The sequence below is a fragment of the Arthrobacter sp. CP30 genome, assembly GCF_053470025.1.
The window spans coordinates 282,058-302,886 of record NZ_JBQEMM010000002.1 but is presented as its reverse complement, the minus strand read 5'-3'; the positions used below and the strand labels follow the sequence as shown (position 1 = coordinate 302,886).

Sequence of the window (20,829 nt, the reverse complement as noted above, 5' to 3'; positions counted from 1 at the left end):
AGTAGCCTTGGGGCATGCGTGAAATCCAGGCTCAGATCATCGCGGAGATGGGCGTCGAGCCCACCATCGACCCGGCGGCAGAGGTGCGCCGCCGGGTCGGATTCCTGAAGGAGTACGTCCGGTCCACGGGCACCCGGGGCTTCGTCCTCGGTATCAGCGGTGGGCTCGACTCGACGCTCGCCGGCAGGCTCGCTCAGCTCGCCGTGGACGAACTGCGCTCCGAGGGAGCGGACGCCGACTTCATCGCCCTGCGCCTGCCCTACAACGTGCAGAAGGACGAGGAGGACGCGCAGGCCGCGCTCGCCTTCATCGAACCCCGCACCTCGAAGGTCTTCAACGTGGCCCCCGCCGTGGACGGCATCCAGCAGGAGTACGCGGACGCCCTCGGCGAGCGGGTCACCGACTTCACCAAGGGCAACACCAAGGCCCGTGCCCGGATGGTGGCCCAGTACGCGATCGCGGGCCAGCACAACCTGCTGGTGATCGGCACGGACCACGGTGCGGAATCCGTGACGGGCTTCTTCACCAAGTTCGGTGACGGCGGGGCGGACATCCTGCCGCTGTTCGGCCTGAACAAGCGCCAGAACCGGGCACTGCTGCAGGAGCTCGGCGCACCCGCCGCCCTGTACAACAAGATCCCGACGGCGGACCTGCTCGACGACCTGCCGGGCCAGGCCGACGAGCACGAGCTCGGCCTGACGTACGAGCAGATCGACGACTACCTCGAGGGTCGCGACGTGGACCCCGACGCAGCGAAGGCCATCGAGCACCGCTACTCCATCACGCGGCACAAGCGCACCGTACCCGTGACCATCTTCGACTCCTGGTGGCGGGAGTAAACAGCGCCGTTGGTAACGTAGGGACCGTGAAGATCGCCACCTGGAACGTCAACTCCCTCCGTGCCCGCGCCGACCGCGTCGAAGCCTGGCTCAACCGGTCCGACGTCGACGTCGTCGCGCTGCAGGAGACGAAGTGCAAGGACGACAACTTCCCCTGGGACCTGTTCGAGAACAGCGGATTCGAGGTGGCGCACTTCGGCCTGAGCCAGTGGAACGGCGTCGCGATCGCCTCCCGCGTGGGCCTCGACGACGTCGAGCGCACCTTCCCCGACCAGCCCACCTTCGGCAAGCCGGGCACCGAAGCCGTGCAGGAGGCCCGCGCCATCGCGGCGACCTGTGGCGGGGTCCGCGTGTGGAGCCTGTACGTCCCGAACGGGCGTGCCCTCGATGATCCGCACATGCCCTACAAGATCGATTGGCTGGACACCCTCCGCGGCCACGCCGCCCAGTGGATCACCGAGGACCCGGAGGCGCAGATCGCGCTCATGGGTGACTGGAACATCGCCCCGCAGGACGAGGACGTGTGGGACATCGATCTCTTCGTCGACGGCGGCTACACCCACGTGAGCCCTGCCGAGCGCGCCGCCTTCCAGGCCTTCCTGGACACGGGCTTCGCCGATCTCGCCCGGCCGTTCACCCCCGGCCCGGGCCTCTACACCTACTGGGACTACAAGCAGCTGCGGTTCCCCAAGAAGGAGGGCATGCGCATCGACTTCGTGCTCGGCTCCCCCGCCCTCGCGGAACGCGCCACCCATGCCTTCGTGGACCGTGAGGAACGCAAGGGCAAGGGCGCCTCGGACCACGCCCCCGTCATCGTGGAACTCAGCGGCCCGTGAGCCGCGGGGGCGCTCACGCCCGGCCCTTCCCGTACGTCTCCTACCTTCGCGTCTACGAGCCCCTCGACGCCTTCTCCGACGCGCAGCAGCTCGTGATCCTGGAGCAGCGCTCCCGTGGGCGCGGACTGACGGAGTCGATGGAGCATGAGCAGTCGCTGCGCCGGGTGATGCGCCCGGTCTCCGATCCGTTCCCCCACCACGAGCCCGAGCTCGTCAGGGTGACGCACTTCCCCGGCCTGAACGGCGCGACGGCGCCCTACTACTGCCCCAACCAGCTGGCCGTCCGCACCACCCTGGCCGCCGAATCGCTCGACCAGAGCCTGCGCGGTCCCTTGATCGACGTCCTCGTCCCCGAGGTGGCACGCGAGGCCCATCAGGCCCGGCTCGATCCCGACACGTTCGCGGACTCCGTGGCCAAGCTGCACACGCGGTCGGCGACGTGGGGAGTGCCGTTCGCCTGGTTCGCCCTGATCCACGAGGACGACCTCACGGAGGTCGTCGAGGACGACGGCCGCGTCACCACCGTCCGCGTCACGGCGAGGATCGGCGACTGCATCGACCGCGGACGCCGTTCGGTCGCCCAGCTCGCCATCGGCGCCCCGGAGATGGACCTCCTCGACGAACTCACGGAGATCGTCGAGTGGCTCGAGGTGTTCCGCCGTGATGCGGTGGTCGAGGTGGACTACGGTCCCGTCGCCGATCGCGTCTTCCCCGACGACTCGCCGATGGACGTGCGCCTCGGCATCGAGAGCCTCGCCGAGGCGGACATGATGGGCGCCGCGGCGTCCTACCGACGGCTCGCCTCACGCTGGATCCCCATCCGGCAGCTCGCCCGCTCCTCCTGAGCACGCTGCCGCCGGCCCGCACCGCCGGAAGCCGCCCGAGGTCCGCACCGAGGTCCGCACCGCGGGAAGGGGCGCGCGGTGCCGCTCCCCGCCCGGCACGACGGCGGCGGATCAGGGCCTGACCGGCCCCGTCGTCCAGCGCTCGACGAGGGTGTGCGGTCGCGACGGCGGGTAGTCTGCCGGCTGGTTGCGCAGCAGCTCGCCGAGCAGGAGGTCCGCGGCGAAGGCGCCCTGATCCTCGGGATCCTGGCGGATGGTGGTCAGGCCCATCGGCTCCGCGAACTCGTGGTCGTCGATGCCGATGACGGACAGCTCCCCCGGTACGTCGATGCCCAGTTCCGCCGCGGCCTTCAGCACACCGAACGCCATCTCGTCGGACGAGCAGAACACCGCCGTCGGCCGGTCCTCCGGATCCTCGAGGAGCGTGAGGGCCGAAGCCCGCGACGTCGCGAACCGGAAGTCGCCGAAGGCGGACCAGTCCTCCCGCACACCCAGACCGTGCGCGGCCATCGTGTCCTGGAACGCCTGCTCGCGGATGCGCGGCACCTCGAAGTCGATGTCGAAGGACCCCCCGCCGCGCATGTGGGCGATCCTCGTGTGGCCGAGGCCGATGAGGTGCTCGACGGCGTCGCGTGCCGCCGCGGCGTCGTCGATACCCACGTGCCGCACCCCCTCCACGGCCCCGCCGACCACGATGCTGGGGTACTCCAGCTGCTGCACGGCCTTCCGCTCCTCCTCCGTCAGGTGCATGCACATGACCAGCAGGGCATCGATGCGCTTGCGGAGGATGGAGCGGTGGAACACCCGGTCACGGTTCACGCCGGCCCCGCCGAGGCTGAAGACGATCAGGTCGTAGCCGGCGGCGCGCAGCTGCCGGTCCACGCCCTCGAGGACGGCGGAGAAGTACCAGCGATCGATCACCGGGACCAGGACGCCCAGGGCCATGGTGCGCCCGGAGGCGAGCCCGGAGGCGGCCGACGACGGCACGTACCCGAGCTCCTTCGCCGTCGCGGTGACCCGCGCACGGGTCTCCTCCGCCACGCCGGGGAGACCCCGCAGTGCCCGGGAGACGGTGGCCGTGGACACCCCGAGGGACGCCGCGACGTCGTCGATGCTCGTCACGATCAGCCCTTCAGGCCGCCTGCCAGCAGCCCTCGGACGAAGTACCGCTGCAGTCCGAAGAAGACGGCGAGGGGCACGATGATCGAGACGAAGGCACCGGCGGTGAGGCGCTGCCACTCGCCGCCGCGCGAGCCCTGGAGTTCCGCGAGCCGCTGGGTGATCGGGGCGACGTCGGCCCCGCCGCCCGAGAAGACGAGGGCCACCAGGAGGTCGTTCCACAGCCACAGGAACTGGAAGATGCCGAACGAGGCGAGCGCCGGCGTCGCCAGCGGGACGATGATGCGCCAGAAGATGGTGCTGTGTCCGGCACCGTCCACCCGCGCCGCCTCGATGACCTCACCGGGGATCTCGGCGATGAAGTTGTGCAGCAGGAAGATCGCCAAGGGCAGCCCGAAGATGGTGTGGGCCACCCAGAGCTGGGCGTAGGTGCCGCTCGGCAGAAGCTGGAAGTCACCGAACGTGAGGACCTGCGTGAACAGCTGCAGCAGCGGGATCAGGGCCATCTGGAGGGGGACGATCTGCAGGGCGAAGACGAAGATGAACAGGCTGTCCTTTCCCTTGAAGCGCCCCCACGCGAACATGTAGGCCGCCATGGCCCCGAGGACCAGCGTGAAGATGGTCCCGGGGACCACGATCGCGAGCGAGTTCACGAAGTAGGACAGCAGGTTCGGGGACTGGCTGCCGCCGGGGCTGAGGACGTCCGCGTAGTTCTCGAGGGTGAACTGGCGGTCGGTAATGACGTTCCACCAGCCGTTGCCCTTGATGTTGTCCTCCGGGCGGAAGGACGAGATCAGCAGGCCGAAGGTCGGGATGGTCCAGATGACGGCGATGATCACCGCAGCAGCCGTGGCGGTCCGCGAGGTGAGTCGCTGCTTCACCCGGCGCTGCATGGTGGGGCGGCCCTGCGTGGCGTCGTCGGCGACGTCCGGCAGGAGGTTCTTCTTGTTCTCCAGGGGAACGGTGCTCATCGGATTTCCTTCTGCTTGCGGAGCAGCCGGGCGTTGTAGACGACCACGGGCAGCACCATCAGGAACAGGACCAGGGCGAGTGCGGCACCCCGTCCGGGTTCACCCGCCCTGAACGCCTGGGTGTACATCTCATTGGCCACGACGGAGGTCTCGTACTGGCCGGCGGTCATCGTCCTGACGATGTCGAAGACCTTCAGCGTGCCGATCGTGATGGTGGTGACCACGACGATGAGCGAGCCGCGGATCGTCGGGATGGTGACGTTCCGGAACTGCTGCCATGCACTGGCGCCGTCGAGTCTCGCCGCCTCGACGATCTCGGTCGGGATGCCCTTGATGGCCGCGGAGAGCACCACCATGGCGAATCCCGTCTGGATCCAGATCATGACGGCGATGAGGAAGAGGGTGTTCTCGGGGGCGTCGAGCAGGAACTGCTTCGGTTCCTGGCCGAACCACACGAGGATCTGGTTGAACAGCCCGATCTGGTCCTGCTCCGGGCCCTTGTAGGCGTAGACGAAGCGCCAGATGACGCCGGCACCGACGAAGGAGATGGCCATCGGCATGAACACCAGCGCCTTCAAGGCCTTCTCTCCGCGGGCCCGGTCGATGAACACCGCGTAGGCCAGACCGATCGACGATGCCAGGAGCGGCACGAGGACCACCCAGATGACGGTGTTCCTGAGGGTGACGAGCGCCTCGGGCTGGGTGAACATCCAGACGAAGTTGTCCAGTCCCACGAACTCGCCGTTGCGGTCCGTCAGGGAGAGGTACGAGGTCTGGAGCGCCGGGTACACGAGGCCCACCGCCAGCAGGACGAGCGCCGGCGCCAGGAATCCGGCGATCTGCACCTTCTCGCGGCCCGACTTGGGGGCGCGATCCACGAGCAGCATGATCAGTCCGATGATGGCTGCGAAGACGGCGAGCCCCACCACCACCTGTAGCCCTTTTTCTGCAATATCTTCCACAGCACAGCCTCCTTGGTGCGCATGACGTGATGGGGGGGAGGGTCGGCAGCACCGGGTACACCGCGGCGAGCGTGGTGTACCCGGTGCCGTCGACGACGCCCGGTGCCGACCCGCGGGCCGGCACCGGGCGTCAGCGCATCAGGAGCTGGGCCAGCTGTCCTCGACGGACTGCGTGACTTCCTCGGTGGAGGAGCCGTTGATCCAGTTGACGATGCCGCTCCAGAAGGAGTTGGCGCCCACGGCGCCGGGCATCAGGTCGGAACCGTCGAAGCGGAAGACCGTCTCGGGGTCCTGCAGCAGCTCGATCGACTGGCGGTCGAGGTCCGACTGCGCGACCTCCGGGTCGAGTCCCTTGTTCGCGCTGATCGCACCGCCCTGGGAGACGCGGGCGTTGGCGAACTCGGCGCTCGCGAGGTACGTCTGCAGCGCCTGCACCTCGGGCCGGTCGGCGTAGGCGCCGATGAGCTCGCCTCCACCGGTGATCGCGGTGCCCTGGGAGGCGTCGATCGGCGGCGTCATGAAGGCCCAGACGTCGCCGTCCTCCGCCACGGTCGTGCCCTCCGGCCAGTTGGCGGCCTGGAAGGACGCCTGGTGGTGCATGGCGCACTGGCCGTCGAGCACCGGCTGCCCGGCTTCGGCGAACGGCGTGGAGAGGATGGACCGGACGTCGCCGAAGCCACCGTTGACGTTACTGTCGTCCTTCAGGATCTCGCCGACCCGGTCGAAGGACGCGACGATCTGGGGATCGTTGAAGGGGATCTCGTGCGTGACCCACTGGTCGTAGACCTCAGGGCCGTGCTCGCGGAGTACCGCGTCCTCGACCCAGTCCGTGCCCGGCCAGCCGGTGGCCTCACCGGACTCGAAACCTGCGCACCAGGGCTTGACGTCGCCGCCCTCGTCCGCGATCTGCTCCGTCAGCTCGGTCATCTCGTCCCATGTGGTGGGGACCTCCCAGCCGTTCTCCTCGAAGGTGGCCGGGACGTACCAGACGTAGCCCTTGACGTTCGCGAGCATGGGAGCGGCGTAGAACGTGCCGTCCACCGTGCCGTACTTCTTCCAGTCCTCGGACCAGTTCTCGTCCACGAGGTCCGAGACGGCCTGGGGGGCGGCCACGAGGTTCGAGGCCTGGTCGGCCAACAGGCCGGGCTGCGGGAAGATCGCCAGGTCCGGAGCGGTACCGCCCTGGGCGCGGACGCCGATCTGCGTCTCGAACTCCTTGGACCCCTCGTAGGCCACCTCGATGCCGGTGCACTCGGCGAAGTCCGCCCAGGAGTTCTCGAGCAGCTCGGCCTCGAGGTCGACGATGGTCGAGTAGACGCTGACCTCGGCGCCGTCGAAGGTGCCGTAGGTCTCGTAGTCGGCGCAGTCCGCGTCGCCGGAACCGGCGCTGTCGTTGCCTCCTGATCCGCATCCTGCGAGCGCGAGGAGGGAAACACTGAGTGCCGCGACGGGCACCATCAACCTGCGTGAGCGAAGTATCGCCATGGAAAAGACTCCTTTGTCCTGCGGACCGCGAGGGTGCCTCGGCAACCTGGTTGCCCGCCTCGACTGCGCCGCCTCACTGATGTGTACCTGAACAGTAAGCGCTTACATGACCACTCACAAGTGGGTCGGCCGGGTCCGGGATTTCGATACCGAAACGTGACGCGCGTCGCACCCCCGCGCATCGGCGGCGGTTCCAGGACATCGCCACGACATCGCCGGGATGAGCGGAGCGGAACTAGTCGACGCGCTCGGTGCGCATGAAGCGTGCGCGGGCACCCGAGGTGATGCTGATGAGCACCGGCGTGCGGTACCCCGTGACGGCGTCCAGCGCCTCGACCAGGCGGGAGACCTCCTCGGCGACCGCATAGGGAGGGACGCCCTTCCGCGGGAACACCCTGACCTTCAGGCCCGGGACGCCGCGGATCTCCCAGGTGCTCACGGACGCACCGGCGAGGTCCGATCGCTCCAGCAGCGCGGCCTTCAGCGCCTGCTCCGCGGCGGCGGCGGTGATGGTCACCGTCCCGCGGACGCTCCCGTCGTCGTCGCCCGACGAGGCGGTCGCCCTCCGCCCGCGACGTCCGTCCACGGAGGCGAACAGGCCCGTGCGCCCCCGCCCCTGCGCGGCGATCCACAGGAGGAGCAGGACGATCACGACCACGAGCACGGCGGCCAGGGCGATCCACAGCCAGGTGTCGGCCTGGCCTTCGAGCGTCGTCCCGGTCCGGACGTCGGCGATGCGGTCCCCGATCCGCGGTGCCGTCCGGTTCCACCACGGCGCGACGCCTGGCAGCACCAGGAGCGCGAGCCCGAAGGCGCCGGCCGCGAGGGCGATGAGCCCGACGACGGCGAGGAGGAGTCGGTTGAGCAGGCGCGGCGTGGTGTTCACTGGCCGATCACCCCCGTCTCGGCCACGACGACGGAGATCCGCGGTGCGGGTTCCACGCTGGAGCGGCGCAGGTCGTCGGCCACCGCGGCGCGGACCGCGTCGGCGTCGACGGGCATCCCGGACGTGGGACGGATCTGCACGGTCACGGATGACCGCCCCACCGTCACGAGGACCTGCTCGGGAGCCACGCCGGCTGCCGTCCTAGCTCGGCGGGCGAGTGAGGACGCCACGACCTCGGCGTCGACCACGACGGCGGCGCGACCGTTCGGGATGGTGTAGCGGGCGCGGCGGCCCGGCACCAGGGCGAGCAGGAGGAGCAGGAGCCCGAGCACGAGCAGCAGGAAGGAGCCCGCACCGAGGAGCGACGCCGGGACCCCGGCCGGGACAGCCCCGATCCACGCGGCCGCGGCGTCGAGGTCCACGAGGAACGGGCGGTCCCCCACCGCCTGCAGCACCGCCTCGAACAGCAGCACGAGGCACGCCAGCACCAGGACCACCGCGGTCACCACGGAGGACACGGCACGGGAGGAGTGCATCTCGCGCCGGACGAGGCGCGCCGTCCCGGCGGCCGTGGAGCGGTCGAGCGGATCGTCGGTCACAGGACCCTCGCCCCACGGGTGACGGTGCTGCCGATGATGCGGATGTCGACCCGGCTGAGCCGCGCACCGGTCAGGTGCTGGACGCGGTCGAGGATCTGCCCGCGCGCGGCATCGGCCCGGGACCACAGGGGTCCGCCGAAGGAGTCGACGACGGACGGATCCTCGGCCACCCGCGTGAGCGCCGGTACCGGCAGGGGCAGGGCGAGCTGGAGGGCCAGGAGACCGGCGTCATCCGTGAAGGACGCCTTCACCTGGGCGGGTGCGACGCCGAGCACCTCGGCGGTCGCGGCGCGCGCGGTGCTGGTGAGGGCCTGCGTGGTGATGCGGTTGTGGCCCTCGCGGGGGCGGGCATCGGGACGTGCACCCTCGGCGTCCCGCGGACCTGCGATGGGTACCGGGCCGGTGCGCGGGGGCCGGACGGGCGCACCGGCCGGAGGTACCTCTCCGGTCACGAGGACGAGCGACGGCCGGCCAGGGCGTCCAGGACGCCGCGGAGATCGAGCTTCCCCTCGGCGATCCGCCCCAGGACGGCGCCGCCCAGCATGAGGACGAGGGTGAGGAGGAAGCCCCAGAACCCGAAGATGAGCGCCGCGAAGGCGAGGACGGCGCCGGCGGCCATGCCGATGGTGGTGGGTGTCAGCATCGCGTCACTCGCCCGCCTGCTCGAGCTGGGTGGCGCCGGTCGGGCGGAGGCGTCCGGCCGACCCGGACCCGACCCGCCTGGTCTCGGTGGTCGCCGACACCGTGGCCCTCGGTTCGGCCCTCGGTTCGGCCCTCGACTCGGTCCTCGACTCCGCGGGCGGGGGCAGGTGCACGTCGAGGACCTCGATGTTGACCTCGATGACCTCGAGCCCCACCAGGTCCGTGAGGGCGTCGTACACCGCGGCGCGCACCGCGTCGGCGAGCGCGTTGAGGGCGAACCCGTAGTCGGCGACGAGGCTGATGTCCACGGCGAGCTGCGTCTGCCCGATCTCCACCTTCACGCCGTGCGAGAGGTCGTTCGCGCCGACGGCGTCGCGGAGGGCACCGAGCGCCCGTCCCGTCCCCGGGCCCAGGGCGTGCACGCCGGGAACCGCCCGGGCGGCGATCGCCGCGATCTTCATGGCGGCCGGATCCCCGATCACGGTCCTGCCGGCTGGTGCGTCCTGCAGGACGGGCAGAGGCCGCCCCATGGATTGCTCGGTCATCGACGTCCCTTTCGCTCGTGCCCCAGCCTAAGCCACGGGGCGCGCAGCCCGCGGGACGCGAGCGCGTCGTCGTCGCACGTCAGCGGCTTGCGCTGCCGTGCTCCGTCGGGACGGACCCGGGTCGGGGTCAGGAACGGTCGCAGTGCCGGCCGAGCCAGTCCTGCACGGGCGTCATCGCCCGGCGGAACGCCTCCTCGTCGAAGGTGCCGGAGCCCTCGGGCGGCGCCTCGACCGAGGTGGCGAGCCGCGTGAAGTCGTCGTGGAGTTCGGCGGGCACCTTGTCGCGGAGCACGAGGAGCTGGTCCTCGAGGGTTGCGAGGTCCTCCGCATCGGCCGAGGACCGCAGGCTCAGGGGTGCGAGCATCGCCGTCGTCATCCCGCCGGCCACGATCACGCAGTGGGGCGACGGATCGGTGGCCGCGGAACCGGTGGCCCCGCCGTCCTCGGGAGGGAGGGCATCCGACGCCGGCGTCCCGCCCGGAACCGGCTCGGCATACGGGCTGGCGGGCATGGTGAGCAGGGTGCCGGTCGGCGACGGATCACCCTGACTGCACCCGGCCAGGCCCAGCGCGAGGGCACAGAGTCCGACGACGGACGGCGGGATTCTCACAGGTGCCCTTTCGTCTCGGTACGGTGCCGGAGGTTCAACGCGTGAAGCCTCGACAATGATCCCAGGTGGTTCCCCCGGGCAATCGATGGGCCGCGCCGTTCGGACGGAAACCCAACGGAGACCCACCGGACGGGCAGCCGTCCCGGTGATGGTACGGTGCCAAACCCCGGTTTGGCTGGGAGGACGGAGGGCTCCGCCGCATCGCGACGGAGCCCTCCTGCGGTGGCCGGGCCTGCGGTCGGCCTCGGGTCAGCGCTTCCCGCCCTGCGCGCGGGAGGGCAGCACCTTCACCTTCACGACGGCGCCGACGTTGCCCGCGGCGTCGACGGCCCGGACGTACACGGTGGCCGCCCGGTCACCGACCGCGATCGGGCCACCGTACTCCGTGAAGGAGCCGTTGTTGCGGTTCACCGAGTACTCGATCCGGGAGATACCGGTCCCGTCGTCGGCCTCGACCACCACGGTGCGGGTCGCGGCATCGAGGGCTGCGGACACGTTCGGTGCCGTGGTGTCGGCGCCGAACGCGTCGCGGACCTGGTCGGAGTGGAGGCCGAAGGAGTCCGCGATCCGGGGCACCCAGCAGTCGTCGTTGTGCCGGCCCCCGGGGTAGACGGCGGAGGTGTGGTCGATCCCCTTCGCGTCGAGCAGCGTGTCGAGTGACCGCACCGCGTTGTCGAACCGGTAGTCGTCCTCCTCGCATGCGTCGTAGAAGAAGGCGTAGCGCGAGAGCTGCTCGGTGCTGCGGACGGCGACGTCGGCCAGCGGCGAGGCGGACTGCCCCGCCGGCCCGCCGGGCGAGGTGACGCCGACGAGGGCAGGCGCCAGGCTCAGCGCGCCCATGTGGGAGGCGAGGGACGAGAACAGCTCGGGGTGCGCCAGCCCGATCGAGTAGGCGCCGAAGCCACCCATCGAGACGCCGGACAGACCGCGGAACTCACGGCCCGCGAGCGTGCGGTACTCGGCGTCCACCTGCGGGATCAACTCGTCGACGAACATGCTGCGCCAGGGCGTTCCGCCCTCGTTGTCCACGTACCACAGCGATTCGCCGTCGGGCATGATGACGATCGACTCCTCGAGGCCGCCGGTGGTGTACAGCTCGTCGAGCCGCGCCCCGAAGTCGCGGGGCTCCCACTCGCGGCTGCCGCCGTTGACGCCGTGCAGGAGGTACACCACCGGGTACTCGCGGTTCGGGTTCTCCAGGTACGACGGCGGCAGGTAGGTCACGTACTCGCGGCGCGCGTCCTCGAGCCCCGACTCGACGAAGTCACGGAAGAAGCGGGACTGGTTGCCGCTCTCGGTCCGCGTCGCGGCGTCGAGGGTGAGGAACTCCTGGGTGCGCGGCTGGAACGCGAAGGGCGCCCCGTCCTGCGTGCCGGAGATGGTGCGGTTCGTGTCGACGAGCAGGCGGCCGTCGTCGGACCGGATGATCTCCACGCCGCCGTCGTCGACCGCCAGGGTGCCGGACTCCGCGAGCCAGCCGCGGATCTCTCGCTCGCGCCGCTCACGGTCGCGCCCGTCGTGGAAGTAGCCGTCGGAGAGGGTGGCGAGGTAGGCGTCGGCATCGCCCGCCGCGAGGGCCGCGGCCTGGCGTCCGAGGAGGTCCGTGACCCATGCCGTGGTGGCCGCATCGGCCGGCGAGCCGCTGATCCCGTAGACCTGCTCACGGAGCGCGTCCTTCGAGAAGAGGCCCACGGGACCCTGGTACCAGCCGCCGCCACCTGACATGTCGTAGAGCCGGACGGCCAGCGTGTTGGTCCCACCGAAGACGGGCGCCTCGGCCGGGACCGGATACAGGCGCTGCTCGAACCACTGGCTCTGGGCGTTCGGCGGCATGGAGCCGGAGCCGCCGATCTTCACCCCGTTGAGGAACGCCTCGTCGACGTCGTCGAGGAACCCGAGGGACGCCACGAGGTTCTGGCCCTCGGCGCCGGCCGGGAGCTCGAAGGTGAGGCGGTACCAGCCGTAGCCGTCGTAGTCCGCGAACTGCGGCGCCCCGTCCGCCTGGGGGACCTGCAGATCGGTCCACGCGGAATCGTCGAAACCGGGCGCGGCGTACGCCGGATCGTCGCCCGTGGCGAACTTCCAGGTACCCGAGAGGTCGAGGTCCACCGCGGCGGCGGCTGACGGAGCCTCGGCGGAGGTGCCGGCGGCCGGGCCGGGTGCGGCGGAAGCCGGCAGGGCCGGCGAGAGGGCGACGGCGGCGATCGCGAGGGAGGCGACCAGCCGTCGGGTGAACGTGGGGAGGTACTGCTGCGCCATGCGCGTGCTCCAACTTCGTCGTTGAACAGGGACATCCCGAACTTACTGGGAACGTTCACAGAATGCGAGCAGTCGATCTCCCGCCGCCGTCGGGGCGCAGCCCGTCGACGTCGATGCCGGGTGGGGGACGCCGTGGTGTCGGATGCGCGACGAGGTGGGGTCGGGCCTGCTCCGGTCATCCGGACAAAAGAAAAACCCCCGGGTATCCGGGGGTTTTCAGCGGTGGCTCCGACCGGCGTCGATCCGGTGACCTTTCGATTTTCAGTCGAACGCTCTACCAACTGAGCTACAGAGCCTTGCGACCATCTTCGCGATGATCACCGTATCCAGCCGGGCGGGACTCCCCGAGGGGATCCAGCCGCCTGAGCGACCCTGACGGGACTTGAACCCGCGACCTCCGCCGTGACAGGGCGGCGCGCTAACCAACTGCGCTACAGGGCCTTGCTAACTTCACTTGCCGATTTGCAAGAGTTCCAGCCTACCAGCACTTTTCGCTCCGGTTGACCGCCCGCGAGGGCTGCTCATGCGTACCCCCAACGGGATTCGAACCCGTGTCGCCGCCGTGAAAGGGCGGTGTCCTAGGCCACTAGACGATGGGGGCCAGAACCACAGTTCGGGTTCCTGCAACCTTCCGGAACACGGTGCATTTCCGGCGGATCATTCCCTGTCGTGGACCTATAAAACTATAGGGGCACCGTCCCGAATCCACAAAATCACCGTCCGGCACGCAGGACCGGGCCGGTCACCGACGCAGGCCCCGTGTCGGTACGATCGGGGCGTGCCGTTCGAGATCACCCGCCAGGAGTTCGAGGAAGCCGTCGACGACGCGATCGATCGTATCCCCGACGACCTCGCCCAAGCCATGGACAACGTGGCGATCTTCGTCGTGGAGGAGTACGAGCCCGGCCCCGGCGAAGCGCCGGACACCGAACTGCTCGGCCTGTACGAGGGCACGCCGCTCACCGAGCGCGACGGCTGGTGGGAGGCCGGCTCCCTGCCGGACCGGATCAGCATCTTCCGTCAGCCACTCATGCGCCTGTGCACGTCGCGCGAGGAACTGGTCGAGGAGATCCTCGTGACCGTCGTGCACGAGGTAGCGCACCACTTCGGCATCGATGATGCCCGATTGCACGAACTCGGATGGGGCTGACGCGACACGCGGTCGAGTTCCACCCAAATGACACTGATGTTGTTTACGATTCGCAAGGGACGCCTGTTGTCAAAGTGACTCAGGGCGCCCTATCGTCGTGACTGTTGTGTGACCTATCACCACCAGGCGTGACGAGAGAGCGGCAGAACGTGCAGTCATCGAGCAGTACGAGCCACTCTTTCCGCCGCAGCATCGCAGCCCTCACGGCCGCCGTCCTGCTCGGCGGAGCGGTCATCTCCCCCGCACTCGCCGCTCCCCCGGTCGCGACATTGCGGTCCACGGACATCCCCTCGCTCGAGGAGATCGACCGCGCCCAGGACGACGCCGCAGCGACCGCGGGCCTGGTGGAGGACATCGAGGACGTCATCGCGGCGGCCGGCACCCAGCTCCAGGAGGCGCAGCTCTCGGCGTTCCAGATGCAGAACGCCTACACCACGGCCCTCGCCGTCCTCGAGGAACGGCGCACAGCAGCGGATCTGGCGGAACAGCGCGCGGAAGAGGCCGCCCGTCGGCACGCTGCCGCCACCGACCAGGTGGGCAGGCTGGCCGGTGACCTGTACCGCTCGGGCGGGATGAACCCGGGGATCGAGAGTGTGCTCGACGGCAGCGATCCGGACGAGGTCATGTACCGGGCGTCCACCCTCTACGGGCTCTCGAGCAACAGCACGCGGACCCTCGACGATGCGGCGGCCGCCTCCGAGGCATGGACCTCCCTGACCGAGGACGCGGCGGCAGCGCGCCAGGCCGCACAGGACGCCGCCGACGACGCGGAGGCCGCAGGGAAGGAAGCCCGGACCGCGGCCGACGACGCCCAGCGCCTCGTCGTCGAGAAGGCGACGGAGCGGGCGACCCTCGTCGGACAGCTCGCCACCCTGAGCAACACGACGGCGGAGCTGGAGGACAGACGGATCACGGGTCTCGAGCAGGCCCGGCGCGAGCGGGATCTCGCCCGCACGATCGCCGCATCAACGGCAGCAGCGGCAGCAGCTGTCGCCGGACATGCGCCCGCACCGGTCACGTCGCCACCCCTGCGCGACCCGGCACCGATCGATTCCGCTGGACCGCCGCTCACCACCGCCTCCGCTGCACCCGCTCCCGCCCTCTCCGAGACTCCTGCACCGGCGCCCGTGCGCCCCGCGCCTGCCACCCCTGCTCCAGCGTCTCCCGTCCGCCCTGCACCGGCTCCCGTCCGCCCTGCCCCGGCTCCCCCTGCCACTCCTGTCCCCGTACCTCCGACTCCCGTGCAGCCCGCACCCGCACCGCCTGCTCCGGTGCAGCCCGCACCCCCGGCTCCTGTGCCGCCCGTGCCCGCACCGCCGGCTCCGGTGCCGGCTCCGGCACCGCCGTCGCCGCCGTCGCCGCCGTCGCCACCCTCGAGCAGCGGTGCCGGCGCCGTCGCCATGAGCTACGCCCTGTCGAAGACAGGCGCGCCGTACTTCTACTCCTGGGGAGGCAACGGGCCGCTGGGGTACGACTGCTCGGGACTCACGCAGCAGGCCTTCGCCTCCGTCGGCGTATCGCTGCCGAGGACCGCCGCCCAGCAGTACTTCGCCGTGCAGCACGTCCCGCTGTCGCAGCTGCGGCCGGGTGACCTCGTGTTCTGGGGTGAGGGTGCCGCCATCTGGCACGTCGCGATCTACATCGGTGACGGCACGGTGGTCAACGCACTGAACCCGGACCAGGGCATCCTCACCACGCGACTGGCGGACATGGCCGGCATGGGTGCCCTGAACCCCTCGGCCGGGCGCGTCTGATCACCGGCCTCCACGCGACAGCGGTCGGACGCCCAGCCGGAGCGGTCCCCCGGAGCATCCAGCCGTAGCGGTCCGCCGAGGCGCTCGGCACCCGCGGTCCACCGGCGTACCCGGCCGCCGGGTCCCGGCCGGAACGCCCAGCGACAGCCCCTGCTGCAGCGTTCCGGCGACAGGGCGCGCAGCGCCGTCCGCGCTAGCGCGCGGGCGCGACCATCGGGCCGAAGGAGCTGCGGTTCTCGAGCCGCGGATCGGCCTTGTCGGGCACCACGAGGACGGGACCGCGGGCGTGGTGCAGGACTCCCTGGCTGGTCGAACCCATGAGCATGCCGGCGAAGCCACCGCGGCCCCGCGTGCCCACCACGAGGAGCTCCGCCGTCGCCGATGCCGCGATCAGGACCTCTGCGGGCGGTCCGTCCACCAGGTCCACCGTGATGTCGACGTCCGGGTAGTGGCTCTGCAGCCAGTCACGACCGGCGGCGAGCTGGAGGGCGAGGTCCGCGTGCAGGGCCTCGCGGTCCACAGGTGCCGGCACCCAGGCCAGGGACCCGTTGAACGGCGCGACGGAACAGATGACGCGCAGGGCGAGTCCCCGTGAGCGGGCCTCCTCCCCTGCGGCGAGGGATGCCATCCGGGCCTGCTCCGACCCGTCGACGCCGACCACCACGACCGGTTCGACGGCGAGGGCGGGCTTGTCCCGGTCGCGCCCCTGTTTCCGTCCGAGCTCCGGGTGCCCCAGGCGCGCACCGGTGCAGACGGGGATGACCGCCGTCGGGCACTTGGCATGAGCGGGGAGGGCGCTGCTGACGGAGCCGAGCAGGCGGCCGACGAACCCGCCGCGACCCCGCGAGCCCACCACCATGAGTTCGGCCTGCTCCGAGAGGTCCAGGAGCACCCCGGCGGCGTCACCCGTCTCGATGCGGGGATGGACATCGACCTGCAGACCGGCCAGGTGCGTCAGCGACTCCTGCAGGACGGACTGTGCGCTCTCCCGGATGACCTCGTCGTCCACGGTGGCGTAGCCGGCGTCCATGCTGGACGCCGCGAAGACCGGCACCGTGTAGGCGGTCACCACGTAAAGCGGCGCCTTCCGTCGCTCGGCCTCCTGGGCGGCCCAGAGCAGGGCGCACGTGCTCTGGTCCGAGCCGTCGACACCGACGACGATCCCGTGCTGCGCCAGCTCTTCCGATGAACCCTCTGTGTGCTCGCCGCCCACGGCAGGCCTCCCTCGGTCGCGTGTCCCGGCCACCGTCGGCGGCCGTTAAACCATTTGTAGCGCACCTCCCGGGGGACGGTCTATCCACGGTCTGAAAAGTTATATAGGCTTCGAGCACCCGTTGCGGGGCTGCCCCCTGGGCAACTCATCCCTGCACGCAGTGCTCTTGGATGACCCGTTCGCAGCCAAGAGTCCGTACGGCCCGGAAGAGGCGCCGGGCCGTACGGGACCAATGCTTCGTGTGGAGGTAACCCGGTGAATTCCTTGCCGCTCGACCCGGTCCGCTCAGCGTCCGCGACGCCCGCGTCCGCGGAGCATACGAGCACCGTGGTGATCGGCTCAGGACTGTCCGGCCTCGCCGTCGCGAGCGAACTGAGCCGCCGCGGTATCGATTCGATCGTCGTCGAGAGCCTCGAGTGCTTCGACTCCGGTGCCATGCGCACCGTGATGACCGACTCCGTCTCGCTGTCCGAGCGGACCGAACTGATGCGCCTCCTGCGCGGGTACGCAGCCGCCCACCAGCTGGACGTGAGGCAGAGCACCGTGGCGGAACAACTGAGCATCATCGGCCACCCCACACTCCTCAAGGCATCCGTGGGGCGGAAGAAGTGGGCCGTACAGACAGCCGACGGCGTCCTCCTCGCCGACCACGTGGTCCTCACCAAGTACCCGCAGAACGAACTCCGGAGATTCCTCCGCTCGATGGGCATCGCGATCGGACGGGACTTCAAGGCGGCGCTGCGGGCGATCGGCCTGCACCTCGTGGGCGTCGGCGAACTGCTCACGCCCACGACGAGGGAGATCGTCCGCCAGGCCAAGCTCGTGAGCGACGCCATCCAGGCCCAGGGTCCCGCCGCGCTGAACCGCATCTCGCCGCCGCGCGCCGCCATCTCCCCACTGGGCGCGTAGCCGGCGGTTCCGCGTCCTACCTGTTCGCGCCGAGCCTCCTGCGGGCCGTGAGGGCCAGGGCCACGGCGATGGCCACGAGGGCGGCGATCATCAGGATGATGCTCCACGGGAAGTCACTGACGCCTGCCGCCTGCGTCTCGTTGGTGGCGTCATCCTGCGTGTCCATCGGCCCTGCCGTCGTCGCCGTGTCCGGCACCGTCGTCCCGCCCTGCTGCGTGGTGAAGGCGAACGTCCCCTCGATGGGGTGTGAATCCGAGCTGACGACGCGCCAGTTGACGGTGTACTCGCCGGCCGGCGCCCCGGCGCGCAGCGCCTGCGTCGCCGTGCGGTCCACGATCTCCACGGGGCCCTCGGCCCAGTCCTCGCCTGCCTCGTCGAGCACCTGCACCTGCGATCCGATCCCCGACGGAACGCTCGAGAAGGCGAGTTCGAGCGTGGGGGGAAGGACGTCGATGGTGGTGCCCTCGGCCGGGGTGGTGCCGACCAGCTCGTCATGGGCGCTGGCCGCACCGCCGGCGCCGACGAGCGCGGCAAGGGCCAGGAGGACCGCGAGAAGCCCGGCGGCGGGGGCCCGGAACGGGTGCTTCCGCCGTCCGGATGAGGTCACCGGGCGAAGGGAGGGAGTCTGGAGGAGGGCAGCCATGCTGCAACCCTACGCGGAGACCCTGACCGGGTGCTGGGACGCGTGCCGCCCGCCGGCCGGCGTCATGAACCACCGGGACCGACGGGGCGCCGGGATAGAATCTTCGCGACCGCTCCCGCCCCTTCCGCCCTAGGATCCCCCATGCTCAAAACTGGTTCCGTGCTGGACCGCTATTTCGACATCACGCAGCGGGGGTCGACGTTCTCCCGGGAGATCCGTGGAGGCCTCGCCACCTTCTTCGCCATGAGCTACATCGTGGTGCTCAACCCGCTCATCCTGGCCGGCGCGGATTCCGCCGGCACCGAGCTGGGGTTCGAGCGCGTCGCGGCCGTCACCGCGCTCGTCGCGGGCATCCTGACCATCGCCATGGGTGCGTGGGCCAAGTATCCGTTCGCCCTGGCCACCGGACTCGGCGTCAACGCGTTCGTGGCGATCACCGTCGCCACCAACCCCGGCCTCACCTGGCCGGACATCATGGGGCTCGTGATGCTGGCGGGCCTCACCATGCTCGTCCTGGTCCTGACGGGATTCAGGACGGCGGTGTTCAACGCGGTGCCGGAGAGCCTGAAGACGGCCATCGTCGTCGGCATCGGCCTGTTCATCGCCCTGATCGGGCTCGTCAACGCGGGCTTCGTGCGCCGCGTGCCCGACGTCGCCGGCACCACCGTGCCCGTGGGCCTCGGCTTCGGCGGCGTCCTGATCGGCTGGCCCACGCTGGTCTTCGTCTTCGGCCTCATCCTCACCATCGCCCTCGTGGTCCGCCGGGTGCGCGGCGCCATCCTCATCGGCGTCCTCGCCGCGACGGTGCTCGCCGTGGTCCTCGAAGCCGTGTTCGACGTCGGCCCGAGCTTCATCCCCGGGCAGGACGCCAACCCGGCCGGGTGGTCGCTCGTGGTGCCGGAACTGCCGGCGGGCTCATGGGTGGGACTGCCCGACCTCGGACTGATCGGCAACGTGAGCCTGTTCGGTGCGTTCGGACACCTCGGCGGCACCGCTGCGCTCCTGCTGACCTTCACCATCCTGCTGAGCATCTTCTTCGATGCCATGGGCACCATGGTGGGCCTCGCGAACGAGGCGAAGCTCGTGGACTCCAAGGGGAACATCCCGGGCGTCAACCGCGTGCTGGTCGTCGACGCGCTCGGCGCTGTGGCGGGCGGCGCCGGTTCGGTCTCCTCCAACCAGATCTACGTCGAGTCCGGCGCCGGCATCGGTGAGGGCGCCCGGACCGGCCTCGCCAACGTAGTGACCGGACTGCTGTTCCTGCTCGCTATGTTCTTCACCCCGCTCATCAGCCTCGTACCGTTCGAGGCCGTGGCGCCCGCGCTCGTGGTGGTCGGCTTCATGATGGTGGCGCAGGTGGGCCGCATCGACTTCGATGACTGGGGCATCGCCATCCCGGCGTTCCTGACCTTCATCCTCATGCCGTTCACCTACTCGATCGCGAACGGCCTGGGCGCCGGGTTCATCGCCTTCGTGTTGATCCGCGCCATCCAGGGCCGCGGCCGTGAAGTTCATCCCCTCATGTGGGCCGTCGCCGCCGCCTTCGTGGTGTTCTTCGGCATCGGCCCGATCGAGGAGATCCTGGGCATCTGACCACCGGGAGAAGGAGCGACGACGGCGGATGGGGGACCGCCGTCGTCGCCGGTTCGTGGACCGGACGCCGCGTCAGCGGGCGGACCAGCCGCCGTCCATGACGTAGGACGAGCCCGTCACCATCCCTGCGTCGTCGCCCGCGAGCCAGGCGACGAGCGAGGCGACCTCCGCGGGCTCCACGAGCCGCTTGATGGCGGATTCCGTGAGCATGATCTGCGAGAGCACCTGCTCCTCCGTGATGCCGTGGACGCGGGCCTGGTCCGCGAGCTGGTTCTCGACCAGCGGCGTGCGCACGTAGCCGGGGTTGACGCAGTTGCTCGTCACGCCGTGCGCGCCGCCCTCGAGCGCCGTGACCTTGGAGAGGCCCTCTAGCCCGTGCTTCGCGGTCACGTAGGCGGATTTGTAGGGCGAGGCCCGCAGTCCGTGGACCGAGGAGATGTTGATGATCCTGCCGAAGCCGCGCTCGTACATGCCCGGCAGCGCGGCCCTGATGAGGAGGAACGGCGCCTCGACCATCAGCTTCTGGATGCGGCGGAAGTCCGCCGGCCCGAAGTCCTCGATCGGGCTGACCACCTGGATGCCGGCGTTGTTGACGAGGATGTCCGCCTCCAGGGCGGGCTCCTCCAGCGCGGTGGTATCGAGGAGGTCCACGGCCCACGCCTCACCGCCCAGTTCGTCGGCGAGCGCCGCCGCACCGTCCCCGTCCCGATCGGCGACCACGACGTACGCGCCGAGGCCGGCGAGCGCCCGCGCACACGCCGCTCCGATGCCGCTCGCACCGCCGGTGATCACCGCGCGTCGTCCCTCGAGCGGACCCGCGGAACCACCCGCACCTGGTCGAGCTGCCACTCCGTCGGGGCCCATCGTGTTCCTTCCGCGCCGGGCGGGATGACCCCGCATTCCCCCTGAGTATTCCTGCGGGGTGCAGGAGGACCAATGACCAGTTCGGCAGGCTCCCTCTGCGATACT

General features: G+C 70.3%; 21 protein-coding genes and 3 tRNA genes. 7 read left to right on the top strand and 17 right to left on the bottom strand.

The window, feature by feature from the left end:
• Positions 1-14: 14 nt before the first annotated feature.
• The 3 genes from nadE to ACTIMO_RS04775 are packed head-to-tail and all read left to right on the top strand — an operon-like array spanning position 15 to position 2,520.
• Entirely contained in the window at positions 15-839 is an 825-nt protein-coding gene (gene nadE / locus ACTIMO_RS04785) for an ammonia-dependent NAD(+) synthetase (RefSeq protein WP_448181632.1), read from the top strand.
• Positions 840-865: 26 nt separating this feature from the next.
• Positions 866-1,675, top strand: coding sequence for an exodeoxyribonuclease III (locus ACTIMO_RS04780; protein ID WP_055765507.1), 810 nt, complete (start codon positions 866-868; stop codon positions 1,673-1,675).
• Entirely contained in the window at positions 1,672-2,520 is an 849-nt protein-coding gene (locus tag ACTIMO_RS04775; protein ID WP_448181631.1) for a hypothetical protein, read from the top strand. Before ACTIMO_RS04780 ends, ACTIMO_RS04775 begins: the two co-directional genes overlap by 4 nt.
• Before the next feature lie 111 nt (positions 2,521-2,631).
• Here the strand turns inward: ACTIMO_RS04775 and ACTIMO_RS04770 are convergent, their stop codons facing one another.
• The 14 genes from ACTIMO_RS04770 to ACTIMO_RS04705 form a co-directional block, all read right to left on the bottom strand.
• Complete coding sequence (locus ACTIMO_RS04770; RefSeq protein WP_055765513.1) at positions 2,632-3,642, bottom strand: LacI family DNA-binding transcriptional regulator; 1,011 nt, start codon at positions 3,640-3,642, stop codon at positions 2,632-2,634.
• Between the two features lie 2 nt (positions 3,643-3,644).
• Positions 3,645-4,532 carry a carbohydrate ABC transporter permease gene (locus ACTIMO_RS04765; RefSeq protein ID WP_422392075.1) on the bottom strand — a complete coding sequence of 296 codons (888 nt, stop codon included), beginning with the start codon at positions 4,530-4,532 and terminating at the stop codon, positions 3,645-3,647.
• A 74-nt stretch (positions 4,533-4,606) separates the two neighbouring features.
• A complete protein-coding gene (locus ACTIMO_RS04760; protein WP_055765516.1) occupies positions 4,607-5,572 on the bottom strand; it encodes a carbohydrate ABC transporter permease in 966 nt (321 codons plus the stop codon).
• Positions 5,573-5,710: 138 nt separating this feature from the next.
• Positions 5,711-7,057, bottom strand: coding sequence for an ABC transporter substrate-binding protein (locus ACTIMO_RS04755; protein ID WP_055765520.1), 1,347 nt, complete (start codon positions 7,055-7,057; stop codon positions 5,711-5,713).
• A gap of 235 nt (positions 7,058-7,292) precedes the next feature.
• On the bottom strand, positions 7,293-7,943 hold the full coding sequence (locus tag ACTIMO_RS04750; RefSeq protein ID WP_422391108.1) for a hypothetical protein: 651 nt from the start codon (positions 7,941-7,943) through the stop codon (positions 7,293-7,295).
• The gene (locus ACTIMO_RS04745; protein WP_422391107.1) at positions 7,940-8,542 is read right to left on the bottom strand and encodes a DUF6286 domain-containing protein; all 603 of its coding nucleotides are present in this window, start codon (positions 8,540-8,542) and stop codon (positions 7,940-7,942) included. The genes ACTIMO_RS04750 and ACTIMO_RS04745 overlap by 4 nt, the downstream gene beginning before the upstream one ends.
• Positions 8,539-8,931 carry a hypothetical protein gene (locus ACTIMO_RS04740; RefSeq protein WP_055768868.1) on the bottom strand — a complete coding sequence of 131 codons (393 nt, stop codon included), beginning with the start codon at positions 8,929-8,931 and terminating at the stop codon, positions 8,539-8,541. Before ACTIMO_RS04740 ends, ACTIMO_RS04745 begins: the two co-directional genes overlap by 4 nt.
• Before the next feature lie 59 nt (positions 8,932-8,990).
• Positions 8,991-9,182 (bottom strand): DUF2273 domain-containing protein, encoded by a 192-nt coding sequence (locus tag ACTIMO_RS04735; RefSeq protein WP_055768871.1) that lies wholly within the window; start codon positions 9,180-9,182, stop codon positions 8,991-8,993.
• A 7-nt stretch (positions 9,183-9,189) separates the two neighbouring features.
• Complete coding sequence (locus ACTIMO_RS04730) at positions 9,190-9,729, bottom strand: Asp23/Gls24 family envelope stress response protein (RefSeq protein ID WP_448181630.1); 540 nt, start codon at positions 9,727-9,729, stop codon at positions 9,190-9,192.
• A gap of 127 nt (positions 9,730-9,856) precedes the next feature.
• Positions 9,857-10,339, bottom strand: a complete 483-nt coding sequence (locus ACTIMO_RS04725; RefSeq protein ID WP_055765526.1) for a hypothetical protein — start codon at positions 10,337-10,339, stop codon at positions 9,857-9,859.
• Positions 10,340-10,588: 249 nt separating this feature from the next.
• On the bottom strand, positions 10,589-12,598 hold the full coding sequence (locus ACTIMO_RS04720; protein WP_448181629.1) for an alpha/beta hydrolase-fold protein: 2,010 nt from the start codon (positions 12,596-12,598) through the stop codon (positions 10,589-10,591).
• 223 nt (positions 12,599-12,821) lie between these two features.
• Positions 12,822-12,894: transfer RNA gene (locus ACTIMO_RS04715), tRNA-Phe, on the bottom strand.
• A gap of 71 nt (positions 12,895-12,965) precedes the next feature.
• Positions 12,966-13,039: transfer RNA gene (locus tag ACTIMO_RS04710), tRNA-Asp, on the bottom strand.
• A gap of 87 nt (positions 13,040-13,126) precedes the next feature.
• Positions 13,127-13,199: transfer RNA gene (locus ACTIMO_RS04705), tRNA-Glu, on the bottom strand.
• A gap of 177 nt (positions 13,200-13,376) precedes the next feature.
• On the opposite strand from ACTIMO_RS04705, the gene ACTIMO_RS04700 reads away from it, so the two are divergent.
• On the top strand, positions 13,377-13,748 hold the full coding sequence (locus ACTIMO_RS04700) for a metallopeptidase family protein (protein ID WP_422391104.1): 372 nt from the start codon (positions 13,377-13,379) through the stop codon (positions 13,746-13,748).
• A gap of 128 nt (positions 13,749-13,876) precedes the next feature.
• Complete coding sequence (locus tag ACTIMO_RS04695) at positions 13,877-15,502, top strand: C40 family peptidase (RefSeq protein ID WP_448181628.1); 1,626 nt, start codon at positions 13,877-13,879, stop codon at positions 15,500-15,502.
• 193 nt (positions 15,503-15,695) lie between these two features.
• Here ACTIMO_RS04695 and ACTIMO_RS04690 read toward each other — a convergent pair whose 3' ends face one another.
• Positions 15,696-16,715: a universal stress protein gene (locus tag ACTIMO_RS04690; RefSeq protein WP_448181627.1), complete on the bottom strand. Its 1,020-nt coding sequence runs from the start codon at positions 16,713-16,715 to the stop codon at positions 15,696-15,698.
• A gap of 255 nt (positions 16,716-16,970) precedes the next feature.
• Here ACTIMO_RS04690 and ACTIMO_RS04685 point away from each other — a divergent pair, with 255 nt between their 5' ends.
• Entirely contained in the window at positions 16,971-17,624 is a 654-nt protein-coding gene (locus ACTIMO_RS04685) for an FAD-dependent monooxygenase (protein ID WP_422391101.1), read from the top strand.
• Positions 17,625-17,640: 16 nt separating this feature from the next.
• Here the strand turns inward: ACTIMO_RS04685 and ACTIMO_RS04680 are convergent, their stop codons facing one another.
• A complete protein-coding gene (locus ACTIMO_RS04680; RefSeq protein ID WP_448181626.1) occupies positions 17,641-18,267 on the bottom strand; it encodes a copper resistance CopC family protein in 627 nt (208 codons plus the stop codon).
• A 141-nt stretch (positions 18,268-18,408) separates the two neighbouring features.
• Here ACTIMO_RS04680 and ACTIMO_RS04675 point away from each other — a divergent pair, with 141 nt between their 5' ends.
• Positions 18,409-19,860, top strand: coding sequence for an NCS2 family permease (locus ACTIMO_RS04675; protein ID WP_055765540.1), 1,452 nt, complete (start codon positions 18,409-18,411; stop codon positions 19,858-19,860).
• A 72-nt stretch (positions 19,861-19,932) separates the two neighbouring features.
• Here ACTIMO_RS04675 and ACTIMO_RS04670 read toward each other — a convergent pair whose 3' ends face one another.
• Positions 19,933-20,724 carry a 3-hydroxybutyrate dehydrogenase gene (locus ACTIMO_RS04670; protein ID WP_448181625.1) on the bottom strand — a complete coding sequence of 264 codons (792 nt, stop codon included), beginning with the start codon at positions 20,722-20,724 and terminating at the stop codon, positions 19,933-19,935.
• Between the last annotated feature and the right edge of the window lie 105 nt (positions 20,725-20,829).